The organism is Actinomadura decatromicini (assembly GCF_008121305.1).
Classification (GTDB): domain Bacteria; phylum Actinomycetota; class Actinomycetes; order Streptosporangiales; family Streptosporangiaceae; genus Spirillospora; species Spirillospora syzygii.
In genome coordinates, this window is the sequence record NZ_VSRQ01000006.1 from 358,349 (window position 1) to 378,313 (window position 19,965).

General features: G+C 73.8%; 19 protein-coding genes and 2 pseudogenes. 11 read left to right on the forward strand and 10 right to left on the reverse strand.

Annotation, left to right across the window (positions count from 1 at the left end):
* The first annotated feature begins 78 nt into the window (after positions 1-78).
* Positions 79-1,200, forward strand: a complete 1,122-nt coding sequence (locus FXF68_RS27900) for an ROK family transcriptional regulator (protein WP_148764266.1) — start codon at positions 79-81, stop codon at positions 1,198-1,200.
* A 33-nt stretch (positions 1,201-1,233) separates the two neighbouring features.
* Here FXF68_RS27900 and FXF68_RS27905 read toward each other — a convergent pair whose 3' ends face one another.
* On the reverse strand, positions 1,234-1,734 hold the full coding sequence (locus tag FXF68_RS27905) for a hypothetical protein (RefSeq protein ID WP_148764892.1): 501 nt from the start codon (positions 1,732-1,734) through the stop codon (positions 1,234-1,236).
* Positions 1,735-1,880: 146 nt separating this feature from the next.
* Here FXF68_RS27905 and FXF68_RS27910 point away from each other — a divergent pair, with 146 nt between their 5' ends.
* The 3 genes and pseudogenes from FXF68_RS27910 to FXF68_RS27920 all read left to right on the forward strand — a co-directional run bounded on the left by FXF68_RS27910 (position 1,881) and on the right by FXF68_RS27920 (position 4,521).
* Complete coding sequence (locus tag FXF68_RS27910; protein ID WP_148764268.1) at positions 1,881-2,834, forward strand: zinc-binding dehydrogenase; 954 nt, start codon at positions 1,881-1,883, stop codon at positions 2,832-2,834.
* A gap of 183 nt (positions 2,835-3,017) precedes the next feature.
* Positions 3,018-3,662 (forward strand): annotated as a pseudogene (locus FXF68_RS44105) (phosphatase PAP2 family protein); the annotation flags it as partial.
* A gap of 97 nt (positions 3,663-3,759) precedes the next feature.
* Positions 3,760-4,521 carry a creatininase family protein gene (locus FXF68_RS27920; RefSeq protein WP_148764272.1) on the forward strand — a complete coding sequence of 254 codons (762 nt, stop codon included), beginning with the start codon at positions 3,760-3,762 and terminating at the stop codon, positions 4,519-4,521.
* 3 nt (positions 4,522-4,524) lie between these two features.
* Here FXF68_RS27920 and FXF68_RS44110 read toward each other — a convergent pair.
* The 9 genes and pseudogenes from FXF68_RS44110 to FXF68_RS27965 all read right to left on the reverse strand — a co-directional run.
* Positions 4,525-5,283: pseudogene (locus tag FXF68_RS44110) on the reverse strand (lysylphosphatidylglycerol synthase transmembrane domain-containing protein); the annotation flags it as partial.
* Positions 5,280-6,095 carry a methyltransferase domain-containing protein gene (locus FXF68_RS27930; protein ID WP_148764274.1) on the reverse strand — a complete coding sequence of 272 codons (816 nt, stop codon included), beginning with the start codon at positions 6,093-6,095 and terminating at the stop codon, positions 5,280-5,282. The pseudogene FXF68_RS44110 and the gene FXF68_RS27930, both read right to left, overlap by 4 nt.
* Positions 6,092-7,174: a glycosyltransferase family 4 protein gene (locus FXF68_RS27935; RefSeq protein WP_148764276.1), complete on the reverse strand. Its 1,083-nt coding sequence runs from the start codon at positions 7,172-7,174 to the stop codon at positions 6,092-6,094. The genes FXF68_RS27930 and FXF68_RS27935 overlap by 4 nt, the downstream gene beginning before the upstream one ends.
* Positions 7,171-7,575: a 6-pyruvoyl trahydropterin synthase family protein gene (locus FXF68_RS27940; protein WP_148764278.1), complete on the reverse strand. Its 405-nt coding sequence runs from the start codon at positions 7,573-7,575 to the stop codon at positions 7,171-7,173. Before FXF68_RS27940 ends, FXF68_RS27935 begins: the two co-directional genes overlap by 4 nt.
* A 26-nt stretch (positions 7,576-7,601) precedes the next feature.
* Entirely contained in the window at positions 7,602-8,573 is a 972-nt protein-coding gene (locus FXF68_RS27945; protein WP_148764280.1) for a zinc-dependent alcohol dehydrogenase, read from the reverse strand.
* Positions 8,530-9,333, reverse strand: coding sequence for a CDP-alcohol phosphatidyltransferase family protein (locus tag FXF68_RS27950; protein WP_148764283.1), 804 nt, complete (start codon positions 9,331-9,333; stop codon positions 8,530-8,532). The genes FXF68_RS27945 and FXF68_RS27950 overlap by 44 nt, the downstream gene beginning before the upstream one ends.
* Positions 9,330-9,992, reverse strand: a complete 663-nt coding sequence (locus tag FXF68_RS27955) for a GTP cyclohydrolase II (protein WP_148764285.1) — start codon at positions 9,990-9,992, stop codon at positions 9,330-9,332. The genes FXF68_RS27950 and FXF68_RS27955 overlap by 4 nt, the downstream gene beginning before the upstream one ends.
* 107 nt (positions 9,993-10,099) lie before the next feature.
* Positions 10,100-10,855, reverse strand: a complete 756-nt coding sequence (locus FXF68_RS27960; protein WP_187438141.1) for a nucleotidyltransferase domain-containing protein — start codon at positions 10,853-10,855, stop codon at positions 10,100-10,102.
* Positions 10,852-11,553, reverse strand: a complete 702-nt coding sequence (locus FXF68_RS27965) for a nucleotidyltransferase domain-containing protein (RefSeq protein WP_246178979.1) — start codon at positions 11,551-11,553, stop codon at positions 10,852-10,854. The genes FXF68_RS27960 and FXF68_RS27965 overlap by 4 nt, the downstream gene beginning before the upstream one ends.
* A gap of 85 nt (positions 11,554-11,638) precedes the next feature.
* Between FXF68_RS27965 and FXF68_RS27970 the strand changes: the two genes are divergently transcribed.
* The 7 genes from FXF68_RS27970 (at position 11,639) to FXF68_RS28000 (ending at position 19,934) form a co-directional block, all read left to right on the forward strand.
* Positions 11,639-12,571: a carbohydrate ABC transporter permease gene (locus FXF68_RS27970; protein WP_148764289.1), complete on the forward strand. Its 933-nt coding sequence runs from the start codon at positions 11,639-11,641 to the stop codon at positions 12,569-12,571.
* Positions 12,568-13,398 carry a carbohydrate ABC transporter permease gene (locus FXF68_RS27975; protein WP_148764291.1) on the forward strand — a complete coding sequence of 277 codons (831 nt, stop codon included), beginning with the start codon at positions 12,568-12,570 and terminating at the stop codon, positions 13,396-13,398. Before FXF68_RS27970 ends, FXF68_RS27975 begins: the two co-directional genes overlap by 4 nt.
* Before the next feature lie 43 nt (positions 13,399-13,441).
* Positions 13,442-15,103, forward strand: a complete 1,662-nt coding sequence (locus tag FXF68_RS27980) for a glycoside hydrolase family 13 protein (protein WP_148764293.1) — start codon at positions 13,442-13,444, stop codon at positions 15,101-15,103.
* Positions 15,104-15,219: 116 nt separating this feature from the next.
* Positions 15,220-16,530, forward strand: a complete 1,311-nt coding sequence (locus FXF68_RS27985; RefSeq protein WP_148764295.1) for an ABC transporter substrate-binding protein — start codon at positions 15,220-15,222, stop codon at positions 16,528-16,530.
* A 118-nt stretch (positions 16,531-16,648) separates the two neighbouring features.
* On the forward strand, positions 16,649-17,629 hold the full coding sequence (locus tag FXF68_RS27990) for a carbohydrate ABC transporter permease (RefSeq protein WP_148764297.1): 981 nt from the start codon (positions 16,649-16,651) through the stop codon (positions 17,627-17,629).
* Positions 17,626-18,501 carry a carbohydrate ABC transporter permease gene (locus FXF68_RS27995; protein WP_222870119.1) on the forward strand — a complete coding sequence of 292 codons (876 nt, stop codon included), beginning with the start codon at positions 17,626-17,628 and terminating at the stop codon, positions 18,499-18,501. Before FXF68_RS27990 ends, FXF68_RS27995 begins: the two co-directional genes overlap by 4 nt.
* Positions 18,498-19,934 carry a GH1 family beta-glucosidase gene (locus FXF68_RS28000; protein ID WP_187438142.1) on the forward strand — a complete coding sequence of 479 codons (1,437 nt, stop codon included), beginning with the start codon at positions 18,498-18,500 and terminating at the stop codon, positions 19,932-19,934. The genes FXF68_RS27995 and FXF68_RS28000 overlap by 4 nt, the downstream gene beginning before the upstream one ends.
* Positions 19,935-19,965 lie beyond the last annotated feature (31 nt).

The following is a 19,965-nucleotide window of genomic DNA, read 5'->3' on the forward strand; positions in this document are numbered from 1 at the left end:
CTTTTGAAGTTGTTCTTACGAAAGTCTGCTGGTTAGGCCACCTGGACGTACCGAATGAGGGCGTGCTTGACTGGCCGGATGCCGCGCCCCGTCACGCGTCCGTCCACCGCAGGCGACCTGCTCCGGCTGATCCGGGAGGACGGCGTCGCCACCCGCGCCGAGCTGGGCCGGATCACCGGGCTGTCCCGCCCGGCGGTCGCGTCCCGCGTCGCCGCGCTCATCGCGCGCGGCCTCGTCGTGGAGCGCGCCGACGGGCCGTCCACGGGCGGACGGCCCCCGGTCCGGCTGGAGTTCAACGCGGCGGGCGGGACCGTCCTCGTCGCCAACCTCGGGCAGTCGCGCGGGCAGCTCGCCGTGTGCGACCTCGCCGGGACGGTCCTCGCCCGCACCGACGGGCCCCCGGCCGACACGTCCCCCGGCAAGACGCTCCCCCGCCTGCTGGACGAGTGGGAGGCGCTGCTCGCCGCGTCCGGGATCGGGGCGGCGACCGTGCGGGGCGTCGGGCTCGGCGTCCCCGACGCGGTCGAGCACGCCCCCGGGCGCTGGGACGGCGTCGAGGTCGGCCCGCCGATCGCCGCCCGCTTCGGCGTCCCCGCCTACCTGGACAACGAGGTCAACGCCGCCGCGCTCGGCGAGCACCGCGCCCACCCCGGCGTCGACGACCTGCTGTTCGTCAAGGTGTCCACGGGCATCGGCGCGGGACTGATCGCGGGCGGCCGGATCCAGCGCGGCGCGCTCGGCGCGGCGGGCGAGCTCGGCCACGTGCCGATCTCCGCGCCCGTCCCGGCGCCGTGCCGCTGCGGCAACGTCAACTGCGTCGAGGCGATCGCCGGGGGCACCGCGCTGCTCGCCCGCTCCCCCGCCGACGACCTGCCCGGCCTCGCCGCGCTGGCCCGCTCCGGCGACCCCGCCACCGTCGCCCTCCTCCGCGACGCGGGACGCCGCATCGGCGAGGTCGTCGCGACCGCCGTCAACCTCCTCAACCCGGCCGTCGTCGTCCTCGGCGGCGACCTGGTCGGCGCGGACGAGCCGCTGATCGCGGGGCTGCGCGAGGTCGTCTACCAGCGGTGCACGGCCCTCGCCACCCGCAGCCTCCGCATCGAGCCGAGCCGCCTGGGCGAGGAGGCGGGCCTGACCGGCTGCGCCACCATGGCCCTGACCCACCTGCTCTCCCCCGCCGCCGTCGACGCCGCGGGCTGAACCGCGTCAAGCGGCGACGTCATCTCGCGACGGTCAGCGGGCGTCGCGGCGGGCCTGGCGGCGGGCGCCCTTGGCGCGGGTGGCGGCCTCGCGGCGGCTGCGGGCCGGGTCCGCGCCGGTGGGCCGGAGGCGGGCCGTCGTCCGCGAGCGTTTCCGGGGGGCCGCGGGGGCGGCCGGGCGAGGATGCCTCCGGTCCGGCTGAGCGGCGGCGACGCGCTCGGCCTTGAGCGCGGACGCGCTGCGCCGGGCCGCTCGCGCCAGGTACCAGCTCACGCGGGCGAGGGCGTCCTCGAAGACCTCCGCCTTCTGCGCGTTGCGGAGGTTCTTCGGGCGGGCCTTGCCGCGCCCCCCGTGCTCCGCGACCCGGGTGCTCGCCGTCCGGCGGTAGAGCTTGGCGTACTTGTCGCGGGCGCGGCGGATCCGCGTGTGCAGGTCGACGAGGCCGTCCTCCTCCAGGTCGGCGAGTTCCCCGCTCCCCGTCTCCCGGACGAGGGCCTTCTCGTCCTCGTTCAGCGAGTTCAGCAGCGCCTTCATCCGTCCCCCAGCGTCCGTCCGGCCCTTCGAGCGTCGCACGCGCGGTGCCAATTCGGGGCACGAGAACGTCCTGGAAACCGCAAGGCGCTTGACCTCAAGTTTGGTTGAGGAACAAGGCTGGGCGTCCGATGAAAGGGGGACCCGGCATGCGGGTGATCGAAGTCAGGGAGTTCGGCGGGCCCGAGGTCCTGGAGGTCCGGGACGCGCCGGACCCGGCGGCCGGTCCGGGGCAGGTCGTGGTCGGGCTGGACGCCGTGGACACCCTGCTGGTGGAAACGCGCATCCGCGCGGGCCTGGCCAAGGAGTTCTTCGACGTGCGGCCCCCGTACGTGCCGGGAGGCGGCGGGGCGGGCGTCGTGACCGCCGCCGGTCCGGACGTCGACCCGGCCTGGGTCGGACGGCGCGTCGTGGCGTCCGTCCAGAACGGCGCCTATGCCGAACAGGTGGCGGTGCCGCTGGACGCCGTCGTCCCCGTCCCGGACGGGGTGGGCCAGAACGAGGCGGCGGCGCTCCTGCACGATGGCGTCACCGCGCTGTCGGTCTTCGAGACCGCCGAGGTCAAGGCCGGGCAGACCGTCCTCGTGGTGGGCGCGACCGGCGGGATGGGGGTGCTGCTCGTCCAGCTGGCGCACGCGGAGGGCGCCAGGGTCGCCGCGGCGGCGCGCGGCGCGCGCAAGCTGGAACTGGCCCGCGAACTGGGCGCGGACCTCGTCCTCGACTACTCCGAACCCGGCTGGACGGACGCGATCCGCGGGCAGGCCGACGCCGTCTTCGACGGAGTGGGCGACCGGATCGGCCTCGCGGCATTCGACGCGACCGCCGACGGCGGCACGTTCTCCGCCCACGGCGCGACCCTGGGCGGCTTCACCGCGACCGACCCGACCGAGGCCGCGCGCCGTGGCGTCACGCTCCGCGGCATCATGGACGTGCAACTCGGCACGGACGAACGAACGCGCCTCCTCCGCAAAGCCCTGGAGAAGGCCGCGGAGGGCGTCCTCGACCCGGTCATCGGCCAGACCTTCCCCCTCGAACGCGCCGCCGACGCCCACACGGCGATCGAGAACCGCACCGTCCTCGCCAAAACCCTCCTGCTCCCCTAGCGCATCACGAAGCCCGCTGACCTGCGCGGCGTGATCCGGGGTGGGGTTAGCTCCACCTCGGGGCGGGGGCTTTCCCTTCGGGGAAGGGGTGGCTGGGGCCAGTGCTTCCAGAAATGTCGGACGCGAAGGTTGTCATGGACGACGACGCGACCGGTACGGGGAGGACGAATGGCGAGCGTGGCGATGCGGGCGGGCAGGGCGCGGCCGCTGCTGACCGAGGTGGGGCTGCTGCTGGCCTTGTTCTCGTTCTACAAGTGGGGGCGGACCCTCGTCCAGCACGGTCCGGGTGAGGCGTTGTCGAACGCGAAGTGGCTGTGGGGGTTCGAGCGCGGCTGGCTGCCGAACGAGGTCGGCTTCCAGCATTGGGCGCTCGGGTGGGACCACACGGCGTTCCTGGCGAACGTGTACTACGTGAGCGTGCATTTCCCGGGGACGGCGCTGCTGCTGATATGGGTGTACGCGCGGCACCGGTCGTCCTACCGGAGGGTGCGCAACGAGCTGGTGGTGCTGACGGCGGCGGGGCTCGTGGTGCACATGCTGTTCCCGCTGGCGCCGCCGCGGCTCGCCGGGGTCGGGGCCGTCGACACGATGCTGACGGTGGGCCCGTCGGCGTATCCGGCGGCGGCGGACGGGATCGCGAACCAGTACGCGGCGATGCCGTCGCTGCACATCGGGTGGGCGATCCTGGTCGCGGTGACGGTGCTGCGGGTGTCGCGCAGCCGGTGGCGGTGGGCGGTCGCGCTGCACGCGCCGGTCACGGTGTTCGTGGTCGTGGTGACGGCGAACCACTACTGGACGGACGGCCTCGTCGCCGCCGTCCTGCTGGCCGGGGCGATGGCGCTGGTCGCGGTCGCCGGGCGGATGCGGTCGGGTGGCGCCGAGGCCAGTGGTGCCAAGGCCGCCGGGGTACGGCAGGGTGGTGGACATGCTGCCGACGCACACGAGCTCGGAGGTTCCGGACGTCCCGGTGGCGGTGCTGCCGGTCGGGAGCCACGAGCAGCACGGCCCGTTCCTGCCGCTGGCGACGGACACGGTGATCGCCTGCACGATCGCGGCGGAGATCGCGAAGGCGCACCCGGTGCGGACGCTCCCGCCCGTGACGATCTCGTGCTCGCATGAGCACGCGGCCTGGCCCGGGACGGTGAGCATCTCGGCGGCGACCCTGCACGCGGTGGTGCGGGACGTCGCCGAGTCGCTGCGCCGGGCCGGGGTCCCGAAGCTCGTGCTGGTGAACGGGCACGGCGGCAACTACGTCCTCGGGAACGTGGTGCAGGAGGCGCACGGCGACATGGCCCTGTTCCCCGGCCCGGACGAGTGGGAGGACGCTCGCGCGGCGGCGGGCATGGAGACCGGCGGCGTCCGCGACATGCACGCCGGTGAGCTGGAGACGTCGATCCTGCTGCACGCCCACCCCGAGCTGGTCCGGGACGGCTACGAGACCGCCGACCACCTGGCCGATGACCGGCGGTCCCTGCTGACCCTGGGGATGGCCGCCTACACCGCCTCCGGGGTCATCGGGCGTCCGTCACTGGCGAGCGCCGGCAAGGGCCGGGACGCGCTCGGCAGCCTCGTCGCGGCGTTCGGGGGGTGCCTGGCGGCGCTTCAGGGGCAGGACGGCGGCGCCCGGCAGGCACGCGACGAAGGTCAGCACGCCGTAGACGACGGAGACGGTCAGCCCCTGCGCTGAGCCGAGCCCGGCGGCGCCGAACGCGACGGCGAGGACGGCCTCCCGCGGCCCCCAGCCGCCGACGTTCACCGGCAGCATCATCACGAGCAGCGCCAGCAGCAGCAGGGGCAGCAGGTCGAGGAGCGGCGCGGTCGCCCCGGCGAGGCGGGCGGCGACGACGAACAGCGTCAGGTGCCCGGCGAGGGCGGCGACCGACAGGGCGGCGACGGCGGGCCAGGCGTCCAGGACGGACCGGGCGTCGGCGAGCGTCGCGGCGAGCGCGCGGTGCCGCCAGCGGGCGAGGGCGAGCAGCAGGCTCAGGACGACCCCGATCCCGATCAGCACGGGCGTCATCACCGACAGCACGGCGGGCTGCGTGAACAGGACGACCACCCCGACCAGCACCGGGACGGCCTGCCCCATCACCCGTTCGAGGAACACCGCGCGCACTCCGCTGGCGCCCGACCGCTGCCCCTGGTTCACGGCACGGTGCACGTCCCCGAGGACCCCGGCGGGCAGCACCGTGTTGAGGAACTGAGCCTTGTAGTAGTCAGCGACGGCCCAGCCCAAGGGCAGGCGGACGCCGAGCCGCCCGGCGACCAGGCGCCAGCGCGCCGCGCTCAGCACGGTGGTCGCCACGCCTAGGCCGAGGGCGATGAGCAGGGAGGGTCCGTCGATGGCGCGGAGGGCGTCCAGGAAGGCGCCGGTGCTGTGCCACCAGACCAGCCCGCCGAGGATGCCGACGCCCGCGAGCAGGCGCAGCCAGGGCCAGAGCTTCTTCACGACGCGCCTCCGGGGAGTGCGAGCAGGTCGATGTGGTGGACCTCGGCGGTGAGGCGCCCGGACGCGACGTCGGCGAGCCTCCGGTCGAGGTAGGAGTCCGCCGCGGGGGCGAGGTCGGGACGCTGCTCCACGGCGGCGCCGACCCAGCCGCGCAGCCACACGCGGGTCAGCGCGGCCTGCCCGGGGCCGAGCCGCCACGTGCTCGGCCGGGTCAGGACGGACGCGCCGCGCCGCTCGAAGGCCCGGGCCGCGACGGTCCCGGCGTCCGGACCGAGGAGACCGCCGCGGCGCTGGTGGGCGTCGAACGCGGCCGCGATCTCCGCGTCGAACGGGTCGGACGGCGACAGCCACACGCGTCCGACGACGGACAGGGTCAGCAGCGCCGGGCAGGCGACCGCCGCCGCGACGGCCTCGACGTCGGCGGCGGTCAGCACGTCCAGCAGCGCGGACGCGGTGACGAGCGACGCCCCGACGAGGTCGGACGCGCGCAGCGCGCCGACGTGGCCGAGCCGGGTCTCGACGGTCGCGGGCAGGTCGTCCACGGAGGTGTAGGCGTTGCCGCGGGCCCGGTCGAGCAGCGCGGGGTCGCTGTCGTGCAGGACCCAGTGCTGCGGCCCGCGCAGCCGCCCGGCCAGCCAGCGGCCGAGGGCGCCGGTGCCGCAGCCGAGGTCCCAGATGACGAGCGGGCCGTCCGGCGGCAGCGCGGCGCGCAGCGGCCCGATCAGCTCGGCGGCCCGCGCGGCGGCGTCGGCCCCCTCCCGCAGCGCCAGCCACGCGGGATCGAACCCGGACTGCTCCTCATCGACGATCATCGGGTCTCCCGGCGCAGTTTGGACAGGACGGTGGACATGCGGCGGGCCGTATCGTCCCAGCCGGTCAGGGCCGTGCGGCGGAGGCGCGCGGACTCGCGGAGCCGGGTCCGGGCGGCGGGCTCGACGAGCCAGCGGCGCAGCGCGGCGGCGAGCGCGGCCGGGTCGTCCGGCGGGACGAGCAGCCCCGGGACGGCGCCGGTCGCGTCGAAGCCGAGCGTGTCGGGGACGGCGTCCGCCGACGCGGCGAGGACGGGGATCCCGCGCGCGAGCGCCTCGGCCACGACCATCCCGTACGTCTCGGCCCGGGACGCGAGGACGACCAGGTCGGCGGCGGCGTAGGCGTCGTCCAGCCGCTTGCCGGTGAGCGGCCCGGCCAGGACGACGCGGTCGTCCAGCCAGTGCCGGGCGATCTGCCGCCGCAGCCGCGCCACGTGGCCCGGGTCGCGGCCCAGCGGCCCGACGCACTCGCACCGCCACGGCAGGTGCGCGAGGTCGGCGAGCGCCTCGACCAGGACGTCGTGCCCCTTGCGCGGCGTCACCGACGCGACGCACAGCAGCCCGGTCGCCCCGTCCGTGCCGGTGGCGAGCGGCGCCGGGTCCGTCCCCGGCGGGACGGCGTGGACGCGCGACGGTTCGAGCCCGTGGTGGGCGACCAGGTGGTCGCGGGCCCACGGGCTGGTCGCGACGACGGCACCGGCCGCCTCCAGCACCTTGCGCTCGCCCGCGTTGAGGTCGTCCTGGCCGGGCTCGTCCGCGAGCGGCAGGTGGACGAGGACCGCGACCCGCAGCCGCGCCGCCTCCGGCACGACGATCTCCGGGACGCCGCACGCGACGAGGCCGTCCAGCAGGACGACCGCGCCGTCCGGCAGCGAGCCGAGCATCCGGGCGAGCCCGGCGCGGGCCCGCTCGTCCGGCCGCGGCCACCCGCCGGGCGCGACCAGTTCCCGGACGGGACGCCCGGACGCGGCGAGCGCCTCGCACAGCCGCCGGTCGTACCGGTTGCCGCCGCTCGGCGCGGCCGCGTCGTCGACGCCGGCGGGGACGACCACGCACACCTCGTCGACCATCACCGGGCTCATGGCGTCAGGTCACGTTCGTAGGTCGCCCACGCGACATGGGACTCTCGCAGGGTCACGGCGATGCCGGACAGGCCGCGCGCGTGCTCGCCCAGCGCGCCCGCGTCCACCCGGTCGGCGAGCCGGTCGGCGACGACCTTGGCGAGGAACTCGGTCGAGGTGTTGACCCCGGCGAACTCCGGCTCGTCGTCGAGGTTGCGGTAGTTGAGGGCGCCCAGCACCTCGCCCAGCTCGCGGGTGGCGAGGCCGATGTCGACGACGATGCCGTCCGGGTCGAGTTCGGCGCGGCGGAACGTCGCGTCCACGACGAAGGTGGCGCCGTGCAGCCGCTGCGCGGGCCCGAACACCTCGCCGCGGAAGCTGTGGGCGATCATGATGTGGTCCCGGACGGTGATCGCGAACAACGTGCCTGCTCCAGTCGGTCGGGGTCTCAATAGGTAATTCGGTGGCAGAGCGCGGGAAGTTCACCGGACGCGAGGCGCGGCATCACCCGGGGCAGGTCGGCGAAGCCGTCCTCCCCCGTGACCAGCGCGTCGAACGCCGGGTCGGCGAGCAGCCGCAGCGCGACCGCCAGCCGGTCGGCGAAGGTCCGCCGGGACCGCCGGGCGGGCGCCACCGCGCCGACCTGGCTGCTCCGGACGGTCAGCCGCCGCGAGTGGAAGAACTCCCCCAGCGGGACGCTGACCCGCCGGTCGCCGTACCAGCTCAGCTCGACGACCTCGCCGTCCGGGGCGAGCAGTTCCAGCGACCGCGCGAGCCCCGCCTCGGTGGCGCTCGCGTGGACGACGACGTCGCAGCCGTCGTCGGCGTCCTCCGGGCGGGCGAAGCCGACGCCGAACGCGCGGGCCACGTCCGCGCGGGACGGGTCGGTGTCGACGAGCTGCACCCGGCACCCCGGGAACCCGGCGAGGACCCCGGCGACCGAGCAGCCCACCATCCCGCCGCCGACGACGGCGATCCGGTCGCCGACCAGCGGCGCGGCGTCCCAGAGGGCGTTGACGGCGGTCTCGACCGTCCCGGCGAGGACGGCGCGCTCCGGCGGCACCCCGTCCGGGACGGGCGTGACCGCGCCCGCCGGGACGACGTACCGGGTCTGGTGCGGGTAGAGGCAGAACACCGTGCGCCCGAGGAGGCCGGGCGGGCCGTGCTCGACCTCGCCGACGTTCAGGTAGCCGTACTTGACCGGGCCGGGGAACTCGCCCTCCTGGAAGGGCGCCCGCATGATCGCGTGCTGGCTCGCCGGGACGCCGCCGCGGAACACGAGCGCCTCCGTGCCCCGGCTGACGCCGGAGAACAGCGTCCTGACCAGGACGTCGTCCGGTCCCAGCGCGGGCAGGGCGACGTCGCGGACCTCGCCCTCACCTGGCGACCGGATCCAGAAGGCGCGGGCCTCGCGCTCCATCCGTGCTCCTCCCCCGGTTCTCCCGTCCGTCCCGCCGTTCCCGGCGGACGAACAGCCATACGACGTCGCGTCCGAACGACCACAGCAGCAGCGCCAGCGCCGCCGCCACCAGCGCGGCCGGATACGGGACGACGCCCGCCGCCGCCACGACCAGCGCCACCCCCTGCACCACCGCGACGGCCTTGCGCGCCACGCTCGGCGGCAGGTCCGCGCGCAGCCACGGCGCCGCCCAGGCCGCCGCGCCGAACGCGTACCGCATCGCGCCGATCGCGAGCACCCACCACCCGACGGTCCACGCGACCTGGACGCTCAGCACCAGGACGAGGAACGCGTCGGTCTCCATGTCGAACCGCGCGCCGAGCCGCGACGCCGTCCCGGTGCGGCGGGCGACCCGGCCGTCCACCCCGTCCAGAACGAGCGCGACGGACGCGACCGCGACCAGCGTCCAGGTGTGCCCGCCGCCGAGGAGATGCCCCGCGACCAGCGCCGTCACACCCCCGGTGAGGACGACCCGGGTCAGCGTCACGTGGTCGGCCGGGCCGAGCGCGGCGCGGGCGCGGAACGCCGCGCTGAGGATCGCCCAGGACGCCAGCGCGTAGACGACGCCGGCGACCAGGCCCGCGAGACCGGGACGGACCGCCGCCGCGAGCCCGACCTGGGCCGCGGCCGCGGCGGCCAGCTCGCCCGCCCGTCCCGGCCGGGGAAGGCGGCGCGGCACCGGCGGCGCCAGCGGCAGCGAAAGGGTCACGGGCCGGGTCATCCGCGCACCTCGCTCACCGGCGCCCCGCCGCACCGCGCCGAACCGTCGAGCTGCGGCAGGTCGTGGCCGAGCCGGTCGCGCTTCGCCGTCAGGTACCGGACGTTGTCGGCGCTGACCGGCACGAGCAGCGGGACGCGGGACGACACCCGCACCCCGTACGCCTCCAGCGCGCTGACCTTGTCCGGGTTGTTCGACATCAGCCGCACCGACCGGACCCCGAGGTGCCGGAGCACGCGGGCCGCCGGGCCGTAGTCGCGGACGTCCACCGGCAGCCCGATCGCGGTGGCGGAGTCGACGGTGTCGAGCCCCTGGTCGTCCTGGAGGATGTGGGTGCGGACCTTCGCGACGAGGCCGATCCCCCGCCCCTCGTGGCCGCGCAGGTAGACGAGGACACCGGCGCCTTCGCGGACGATGGCGTCCAGCGCCGCGCCGAGCTGGTCCCCGCACTCGCAGCGCGTGGCGGCGAAGATGTCGCCGGTCATGCATTCCGAGTGCGTCCGGACGAGCACGTCGTCCCGCTCCCGGACGTCGCCGCGCACGAGCGCCATGTGCTCGTGCCCGTCGACCGGGTCCCGGAACGCGACGGCGCGGAACACGCCCCGGCGGGTCCGCAGATCCGCCTCCGCGATGTCGTTTCGGTCGATGCCCTGATCGCGCATCGCTCCCCTTCCTCGGCTCCGCAGTCGTCCCTGGTACGTGACAAGCGCCCCGGGCGGTTGCGTTCGGTTCGTATGCCCGGTGGCACGGAGGGGAGGCACCGTAGGGTTCAGCGCAGGCGCGCGGTCACCACCAGATCGTTGACGGCTCGGCGGTTCGACGGGACTTCCGGGAGGTCGGAGCGGTCGCGCTCGGCCTCAAGGCGGGCGGTCAGCGCGGCGACGTCGGCCTCGATCCGGGACGTCCCCGGCGCGTCCGCGGGCAGCGCGCCGTGCTCGGCGCGCCGCTTCGCCTCGATCAGCTCGGCCAGGTAGGACGGGCCGTCCCCGGCGAGAGAGGTCAGGTCGGCCTCGACCTCGCCCGTCCGCATCAGATGGATCCCCGTCAGCAGGACCCTGAACGTGTAGAGCAGCGGTTTCAGCTCGCTCGTCTGGGCGAACTGCTTCCACTGCGTCCGCGCGAAACCGAGGTAATGGTGCGCGTGGTTGGACGTGATCAGCCCCGGCACGAGCGCCTTCATCTCCTCATGAAGCGGGGACGTCGCGACGACCAGCGGAGACATGACCTGCTCCAGGACGTATCCGTTCCGTCGCAGCAGCAGCACGCAGAACTTGGCCAGGTCGTGGGTAACGATGTCGGCCTCCACGCCCGCGTGGTCCCACATGCGCGTGAAGGTCTCCTCGCCGGTCTCCAGCCCGACGATCTCCTCCAGCGGCAGGAGGTGGACGCCGCGCAGGTCGACGTCCGAGTCCACGGACGGGAAGCCGTACAGGTGCGCCCCGCTGACCGTGACGAACGCGCGCGGGTACGGGTGGTCGGCGGCGAGCCGGTCGAGCAGGCCGTCGGGGAGGTCGGGCGGGGTCACCGGTCAAGGCTCCTTCGTCGGATGGAGACCAGCAGGTCCTCGACCGCCGCGCGGTCGGGCTCGGCGGGCAGCGGGCTGCGGTCGAGAGCGTCGTTCACGTCGGCGGTGAGGGCGGCGCGCCAGGCGCCGATCTCGTCCCAGCCGACCTCGCCGCGCCGCACGGCGAGCAGCCGTTCGCGCCGGTCGCCGACGTGCACGCGCGGCTCGCCGTGCCGGACGAGGTGCAGCCCGCACTCCAGCAGCCGCAGCATGTGCATGACGTGCTTCCAGCGCGGCGCGCCGCCGTTGCGCAGGTCGCCTTCGAGCTTGCGGAACTGGGCGTCGGCGTAGCGGAGGAACGTCTGGTGCGCGCGGCGCGACAGGAACGCCTCCCGGACGGCCAGCAACTCCTCGCCCTCCGGCGTCGCCTTCTCGACCAGCGGCGACCACAGGCACTCCAGGACGGTCGGGTTCGCCGCGAGCGCCAGTTCGCAGAACCGCTCCAGCTCCCAGGAGAACTGCTCGGGCAGCGGGCCCTCCACGTGCGTCGGCGGCTTGGCGAACCGCCAGAACAGCGGCGCGGGCGCGGCGTAGACGCCGCGCCGGTCGACGTCGCTGGCGTCCGTCGCGAGGCCGTAGGCGCGCGACCCGGCCACCACCGCCAGGATCGTGTGGTCGCGGACGAGGCCGAGCGCGCCCTCGTCGTCGGAGATCGTCACGCGGGCAGCCTGGCGCAGCGCGTCCGGGCGTGTCGACTCGATAACGTCCGGGCTCGACCCTGCTCTCCGGACGGACGGAGGAACCATGCGGCGCATCGCCCGGCCGGCGCTGCCGCTCTTCCCCACGCTGCTGCTCTCCCCCACGCTGCTGGTGCTCGCGCTGGTCGTCGGCTATCCGGCGGTCGCCGGATTCCGCGAGTCGCTGTACGCGGGCGGCGAGGGCCTGGACGCGGACGGCTTCGTCGCCGGCGGCGACCGGTTCGCCGGGGCCCGCAACTACACGGCGATCTTCCACGGCGACCGGGCGGACGCGTTCTGGAACGCCTTCGGCAACACGACGTTCTTCACGTTCACCACCGTCGTCCTGGAGACGGCGATCGGCGTCGCGATGGCGCTGGTCATGCACCGGATGTTCCGGGGACGGGCGGTGGTGCGCGCGAGCGTCCTCGTCCCGTGGGCGGTGCCGACCGCGATCTCCGGGCTGCTGTGGCGGTGGATCTTCCAGGCGGACGGGGCCGCGAACGCCGTCCTCGGCCGGGAGGTCCTGTGGACCGCCGGCGGGTTCCCGGCCAAGGTCGCCGTCGTCACCGCCGAGGTGTGGAAGACGTCGCCGTTCATCGGGCTGCTCGTCCTCGCCGGGCTCCAGCTGATCCCCGCGGAGGTCCACGAGGCGGCGCGGGTGGACGGCGCGGGCCCGCTCCAGCGGTTCGCGCGGATCACGTTGCCGCTGGTCAAGCCCGCGCTGCTGGTGGCCGTCCTGTTCCGGATGCTGGACGTCCTGCGCATGTTCGACCTGCCCGCCGTGCTGGTCGGCGTCGACCAGGATTCCGTGCAGACGCTCACGATGGTCGCGTGGACGGAGGCTTCGGACCTGCGGTACGGGTCGGCGGCGGCGTACGCGACCGTCCTGTTCGGCTACGTCGCGCTGATCGCGTTCCTGTTCGTGAAACTGCTCGGCGCCGACATCATCGGCGAGGCGCACCGCCATTCGAGGCGCGGGAAAGGGACGGCGGAATGAGAAGTCCGTGGGCCCGGCGCGCCCTCTCCTGCTCCGGAGGCGCGCTCGTCGTGGCCTATTGCCTCGCGCCCTTCTACTGGATGACGATTTCCGCGTTCCGCCGCCCGCAGGACCAGTTCGACAATTCGATCGTCCCCACCCGGGGGTCGTGGGAGAACTTCTCTGCGGTGTTCTCCGGCGGGGAGGGATTCGGGCGCGCCCTGCTGAACAGCCTCGTCGTCGCGGGCGCCACGACCGCGCTGACGCTCCTGATCGGCACGTGCGCCGCGTACGCGCTGGCCAGGCTCCGTTTCCGGGGAAAGAACGCGGTGCTCGGGCTGATCGTCGCGGCGACGATGTTCCCGGGAATCTCGCAGCTCGTCCCGTTGCTGAAACTGTTCACGGAAATCGGATGGATCAACACCTACCAGGCCATGGTGCTGCCCAGTCTCGGATTCGCGCTGCCCCTGTCGGTGTGGCTGCTCACCGCGTTCTTCCGGCAGTTGCCGGAAGAACTGGAGCAGGCGGCCATGGTGGACGGCTGCACCCGCGCCCAGGCGTTCCGCAAGATCATCGTTCCGCTCGCCGCGCCCGGCGTGTTCACCACGGCGATCGTCACGTTCATCGCCACGTGGAACGAGTTCCTCATCGCGCTTTCCATGGTCAACGACAGGGACATGCGGACGGCCACGGTCGCGATCTCGACGTTCACCGGCGCCTCCGGGTTCGACCAGCCGTTCGGCACCCAGATGGCGGCGGGCGCGGTCGTGACCGTCCCGCTGGTCGCCGTGGTGCTCGTGTTCCAGCGCCGGATCGTCGCCGGGCTCACCGCGGGCGGCGTGAAGTGACACGGCGTGAAGTGACTCCGCCCTCCTCCGCGAAAGGACGTTCATGACCGAGGACACCCTGGCCGTCCCCCCGTCCGGCGGCGCGGCGGAGCCCGGCGGCTGGTGGCGCGACGCCGTCATCTACCAGGTGTACGTCCGCAGCTTCGCCGACTCGGACGGCGACGGCGTCGGCGACCTGCCGGGCGTCCGGTCCCGGCTGCCCCACCTCGCCGACCTCGGCGTGGACGCGCTGTGGCTCACCCCGTTCTACGTCTCCCCGATGGCCGACTTCGGCTACGACGTGGCCGACTACCGCGACGTCGACCCCCTGTTCGGCACCCTCGACGACGCCCGCGCCCTGATCGCCGACGCGCACGCGCGCGGCCTGCGGATCATCGTGGACGTCGTCCCGAACCACACCTCCGACCGGCACGCCTGGTTCCGCGCGGCGCTCGCCGCGCCGCCCGGCTCCGCCGCGCGCGCCCGCTACGTCTTCCGGGACGGCCGGGGCCCGGACGGCGCCGACCCGCCGAACGACTGGGAGTCGGTGTTCGGCGGGCCCGCCTGGACGCGCGTCCCGGACGGCCAGTGGTACCTGCACCTGTTCGCCGCTGAGCAACCGGACCTGAACTGGGAGAACCCCGAGGTCCACGACGAGTTCGCGAGCATCCTGCGGTTCTGGCTCGACCTCGGCGCGGACGGCTTCCGCGTCGACGTCGCGCACGGCATGGCCAAGGCCCCCGGCCTCCCCGACGTCGGGCACGGGAACCAGGCGGAGATGCTCGGCACGGCCGTCCTCCCGTACTTCGACCAGGATCCCGTCCACGAGATCCACCGCGAGTGGCGCCGCCTCCTCGACGCCTACGGTGCCGCGAACGGCGGGGAGCGGATCGCGGTCGCCGAGGCGTGGGCGCCGACGCCCGAGCGGCTCGCCGCCTACACCCGTCCGGACGAGCTGCACCAGGCGTTCAACTTCCACTACCTGACCGCGCCGTGGGACGCGTCCCGGATGCGGGAGGTGATCGCGGAGTCGCTGCGCACGGCGGACGCGGTCGGCGCGCCCGCCACCTGGGTCCTGTCGAACCACGACGTGAAACGGCACGTCACCCGGTACGGCGGCGGCGCGGCCGGGCTGCGGCGGGCCCGCGCGGCGGCGCTGCTGACGCTCGCGCTGCCCGGGTCGTCCTACGTCTACCAGGGCGAGGAGCTCGGCCTGCCCGAGGTCCTCGACCTGCCGGAGGAGTTCCAGCAGGACCCGCAGCGGCGGCGCGGCGGGGGCGACGGGCGCGACGGCTGCCGCGTCCCGCTGCCGTGGGACGGCGAGGAGCCGCCGTTCGGGTTCGGCGCGGGCCCCGCGTCGTGGCTGCCGATGCCGACCGCGTGGCGCGACCTCACGGTGGCGGCGCAGCGCGGCGACCCCGGCTCGATGCTCGCCCTCTACCGCGAGGCGCTGCGCGTCCGGCGGGACCATCCGGCGCTCGGCGGCGGGCGGCTGCACTGGCTGGACGGCCCGCCCGGCACGCTCTCCTTCGTCCGGACGGGCACGGGCGACGGCTCGGACGGCGGACGGCGGCTCGGATGCGCCGTCAACCTGGGCGAACACGCCGCCCGCGTCCCGGTGCCGGGCACGCCGCTGCTGGCCAGCGGGCCGTACCGAGTCGACAACGGCACCGCCGAACTTCCCCCTGACACGGCCCTGTGGTGGGACGTCCCCGCGGACGACTGACCAGGTGACCGCCAGGTAACGGTTTCATTTCGGCGCATTGACAGTGAACCCGGTCACGGTCTTTCATCCGTGGGAGCGCTCCCACAAGCGAGTCACAACCTGAGAGGGGTCCCGCGATGAGGGCCATCATGCGGCGCGGGCTGAGCACGGCGATGGCGGCCGTGATCGCCGGCGCCCTCGCCGTCGCCTGCGGCGGCGACGACAAGGCGGACGAGGGCGGCGCCGAGTCCGGGCCGGTCGAGCTCACCGTCGACGTCTTCGGCGAGCCCGGCTACGACGCGCTCTACAAGCAGTACGAGCAGACCCACCCCAACGTCAAGATCAAGCAGCGCAAGGTCTCCAGCCTGGACGAGTACAAGCCCCGCATCCAGCAGTGGATGGCCACCGGCAGCGGCGCGGGCGACGTCGTCATGCTGGAGGAGGGCATCCTCCCCCTCTACATGCAGCAGCGCGCGAAGTTCCTCAACCTGTTCGACTACGGCGGCAGGGCGCTGGAGAAGAACTTCCTGCCGTGGAAGTGGCAGATGGGCGTCAGCCCGGACGGCGGGCAGCTCGTCGGCCTCGGCACCGACGTCGGCCCGCTCGCCATGTGCTACCGCACCGACCTGTTCAAGAAGGCGGGCCTGCCGACCGACCGCGACGAGGTCGGCAAGCTCTGGCCGACGTGGGACCAGTTCCTCGCCACCGGGCAGAAGTTCGAGAGCAAGGTGCCCGGCACGAAGTGGCTGGACGGCCCCACCGCCGTGTTCCGCGCGACCGTCCTGCAGAACGCCGGGAACGGTCCCGGCTACAGCTTCTTCGACAAGAGCGGCAACCTCGCCTACGACACCAACCCGGGCGTGCGGCAGGCGTTCGACACGGCGCTGAAGTTCGAGCAGAACAAGCTCACCGCCGACATGTCGATCTTCACGCCGCCGTGGCAGACCGCGCTCAAGCGCGACTCGTTCGCCACCGTGCCGTGCCCGTCCTGGATGCTCGGCGGCATCGAGGACTTCTCCGGGTCCTACGGCAAGGGAAAGTGGGACGTGGCGACCACTCCGGGCGGGTCCGGGTACTGGGGCGGGTCGTGGCTCGCCGTCCCGAAGCAGACGAAGCACGCCAAGGCCGCCGCCGCGCTCGCCGAGTTCCTGACCTCGCCGGAGGGGCAGGTGGGCGCGTTCAAGGAGAAGAACGTCTTCCCGTCGTCGCCGCAGGCCGCGCAGGACCCGGCGGTCGCCGGGGCGAAGAGCGCCTACTTCAACGACGCGCCGATCGGCCAGATCTTCGGGCAGCTCGTGTCCGCGGTGAAGCCGGTGCACCTCGGGCCGAAGAACGAGGACGTGCGGGCGGCGGTGGAGAACGTCCTGATCTCCGTCGGGCAGGGGCGGCGCAAGCCCGCCGACGCCTGGTCCGCGTCGGTCGAGGAGGCGAAGAAGGCGGCCCGGTGATCCCGGCGGCCGTCCGCGAACCGGGACGGCGGCGGCGCACCCGCCGCGCCGGCGCCGCCGCCGTCCCCCGCCCGCCCAACGCCGTCCTTCGACCACCTCGGAAAGGAGGCGCACCGCGATGACCATCGAGCTGCGCCCCGGCCGGAAGGGCCCGCCGCCCGCGCCTGCCAGGCCCGGGCCCCGCCGCGCCTGGCGGGCGCGGCTCGCCAGGCTCGACCTGCGGGGCGCGCCCTACGCCTTCATCTCGCCGTTCTACCTCGTCTTCGTCGTGTTCGGCGCGTTCCCGCTCGGCTACACCCTCTGGGTCTCGCTGCACGACTGGGAGCTCGCGTCCGGGACGCGGAGGTTCGTCGGCCTCGACAACTACGACTACCTGCTGACCGACGCCGACTTCTGGCACGCGACCGTCAACACGCTCGGGATCTTCGTCGTCGCGACCGTCCCGCAGCTCCTGCTCGCGCTGCTCGCCGCGAACGCGCTGAACCGGCGCATGCGGATGCCGACGCTGTTCCGGATCGGGATGGTCGCGCCGCTCGTCACCTCGACCGCCGCCGTCGCGATCGTGTTCACCCAGATGTTCGACAAGGACTGGGGCATGGTCAACTGGGCGCTCGGCCTGGCCGGGATCGACCCGGTCGCCTGGACGAGCAGCCGCGGCTGGTCGTGGGTCGCCATCGCGACGATGGTCGACTGGCGCTGGACCGGCTACAACGCGCTCATCTACCTGGCCGCCATGCAGGCGATCCCGAGGGACCTCTACGAGGCCGCGGCGATCGACGGCGCGTCCAGGATCCGGCAGTTCTGGCAGATCACCGTGCCGATGCTGCGGCCGACGATCCTCTTCACGGTGATCATCTCGACGATCGGCGGGCTCCAGCTCTTCACCGAGCCGGTCCTGTTCAGCGTCGGCACCCCCAACAAGATGGACGGCGGCCCGATGCACCAGTTCCAGACGATCACGATGTACATGTACGACAACGCCTTCGGCCACGACCGGTACGGCTACGGCGCGACCGTCGCGTGGGCCCTGTTCCTCATGATCATCGTGTTCTCGCTGCTCAACTTCCTGGCCGTGCGGCGCGCGGGAGGCACGAGGTGACCACGCTCCTCACCGGCCGACACGCCCGGCGCCCCGGACGGTTCCGCGGGCTGTGGAACGCTAGCCCGCTCACCTACCTCACGCTGGTCGCCGCGCTGGCGCTGTCGGTCTTCCCGATCTACTGGATGATCATCGTGGCGACGCGGACGAACAGCGTCGTCGCCGACGTCCCGCCGCCGCTGCTGCCCGGCGGGCAGGGCGCCGACAACGTCGGACGCCTCTTCGACAACCCCGAGGCGTACTTCGCGAAGGGGCTGCTGAACTCGGCCGTCGCGTCCGGCGCGGTGACGGTCTCGACGGTGTTCTTCGCCTCGCTCGCCGGGTTCGCGTTCGCCAAGCTGCGCTTCCGCGGCCGGAACGCGCTGCTGCTCACGATCGTCGCGACGATGATGATCCCGGTGCAGATGGGCGTCATCCCGCTCTACATGATCACGGTGAAGCTGGGCTGGCAGAACCATCTGCAGGCGGTGATCGTCCCGTTCCTGGTCACCGGGTTCGGCGTGTTCATGATGCGGCAGTACGCCGACCAGGCCATCCCGGACGAGCTGATCGAGGCGGCCCGCGTCGACGGGTGCAGCACGTTCGGCGTCTACTGGCGCGTGGTGCTGCCCGCGCTGCGTCCCGCCGCGGGCGTGCTCGGCCTGTTCACGTTCATGCAGACCTGGAACGAGTTCATGTGGCCGCTCGCCGTGCTGAGCCCGGACAACCCCACGGTCCAGCTCTCGATCAACAACCTGGCGAACGCCTACTTCAAGGACTACACGCTCATGTTCGCCGGGACGTCCGTGGCGATCCTGCCGCTGCTCGTCGTGTTCGTCGTTTTCGGCCGCCAGATCATCGGCGGGATCATGGAAGGTGCAGTGAAGGCGTGACCTCCATTCAGGACGAGACCGGCGCGGCTTCCGTCGCGGCGTTCCCGGCGGGGTTCCGCTGGGGCGCCGCCACCGCCGCCTACCAGATCGAGGGCGCCGCCAACGAGGGCGGACGCGGCCCTTCCATCTGGGACACCTTCGCCCGCACCCCCGGCAAGGTCCTCGGCGGCGACACCGGCGACGTCGCGGTCGACCACTACCACCGGTTCGCCGGCGACGTGGCGCTGATGGCGGACCTCGGCCTCACCGCCTACCGGTTCTCGATCTCCTGGCCGCGCGTGCTGCCGTCCGGGAGCGGGGCCGTCAACGAGGAGGGCCTCGACTTCTACCGGCGGCTCGTGGACGCGCTGCTCGCGGCGGGCATCGAGCCCTGGCCGACGCTTTACCACTGGGACCTGCCGCAGCCGCTGGAGGACGCGGGCGGCTGGCCTGAGCGGGACACCGCGCACCGGTTCGCCGAGTACGCGGCGCTGGTCCACGGCGCGCTCGGCGACCGCGTCCGGCACTGGACGACGGTGAACGAGCCGTGGTGCGCGGCGTTCCTCGGCTACGCCTCCGGGGAGCACGCGCCGGGACGCCGCGACCCGGTCGCCGCGCTGAGGGCCGCGCACCACCTGATGCTCGGCCACGGCCTCGCCGCCGACGCCATGCGGGCCGCGAACGCGGGCACCCTGGTCGGCGCGGCCGTGAACCTCTACGCGGTGTCGCCCGCGACCGACGACCCCGCCGACGTGGACGCCGCGCGCCGCGTCGACGGCCTGCAGAACCGGCTGTTCCTCGACCCGCTGCTGCTCGGCCGCTACCCGGCGGACGTGCTGGCGGACACGGAGCGGCTCGGGTTCGTCCCGGGAGGCGCGGACCTCGACGCCGACCTGGACGTCATCGGCCGCCCGCTCGACCACCTCGGCATCAACTACTACTCGCGGCACACCGTCGCCGGGACGCCCGGCGAGGCGAGCCAGACCGCGTCGTCGCCGTTCGCCGCGCACTCCCCCTGGGTGGGCAGCGAGCACGTCCGGTTCGTGCCGGGCGGGCGCCCGGTCACCGGGATGGGCTGGGAGATCGACGCGGGCGGGCTGCACGAGGTGCTGAGCCGGGTGCACCGCGAGTACCCGTCCGTCCCGCTGTACATCACGGAGAACGGCGCGGGCTACGACGAGGCGCCGGACGAGAATGGCACGGTCCAAGACGCCGCGCGCATCGCCTACCTCGACGCGCACCTGCGGGCGTGCCACGACGCCGTCGCCGGCGGTGTCCCGCTTCGCGGCTACTTCACGTGGTCCCTGCTGGATAATTTCGAGTGGGCCTGGGGCTACTCGAAGCGCTTCGGCCTGGTTCACGTCGACTACGCGACGCAGCGCCGCGCGCCCAAGGAGAGCGCTCGCTGGTACGCCGGGGTGATCCGGCGCGGCGGGCTGCCCGGACGGCCCTGACCGCCCGGACGGCACACACGGAGGGGGCCAG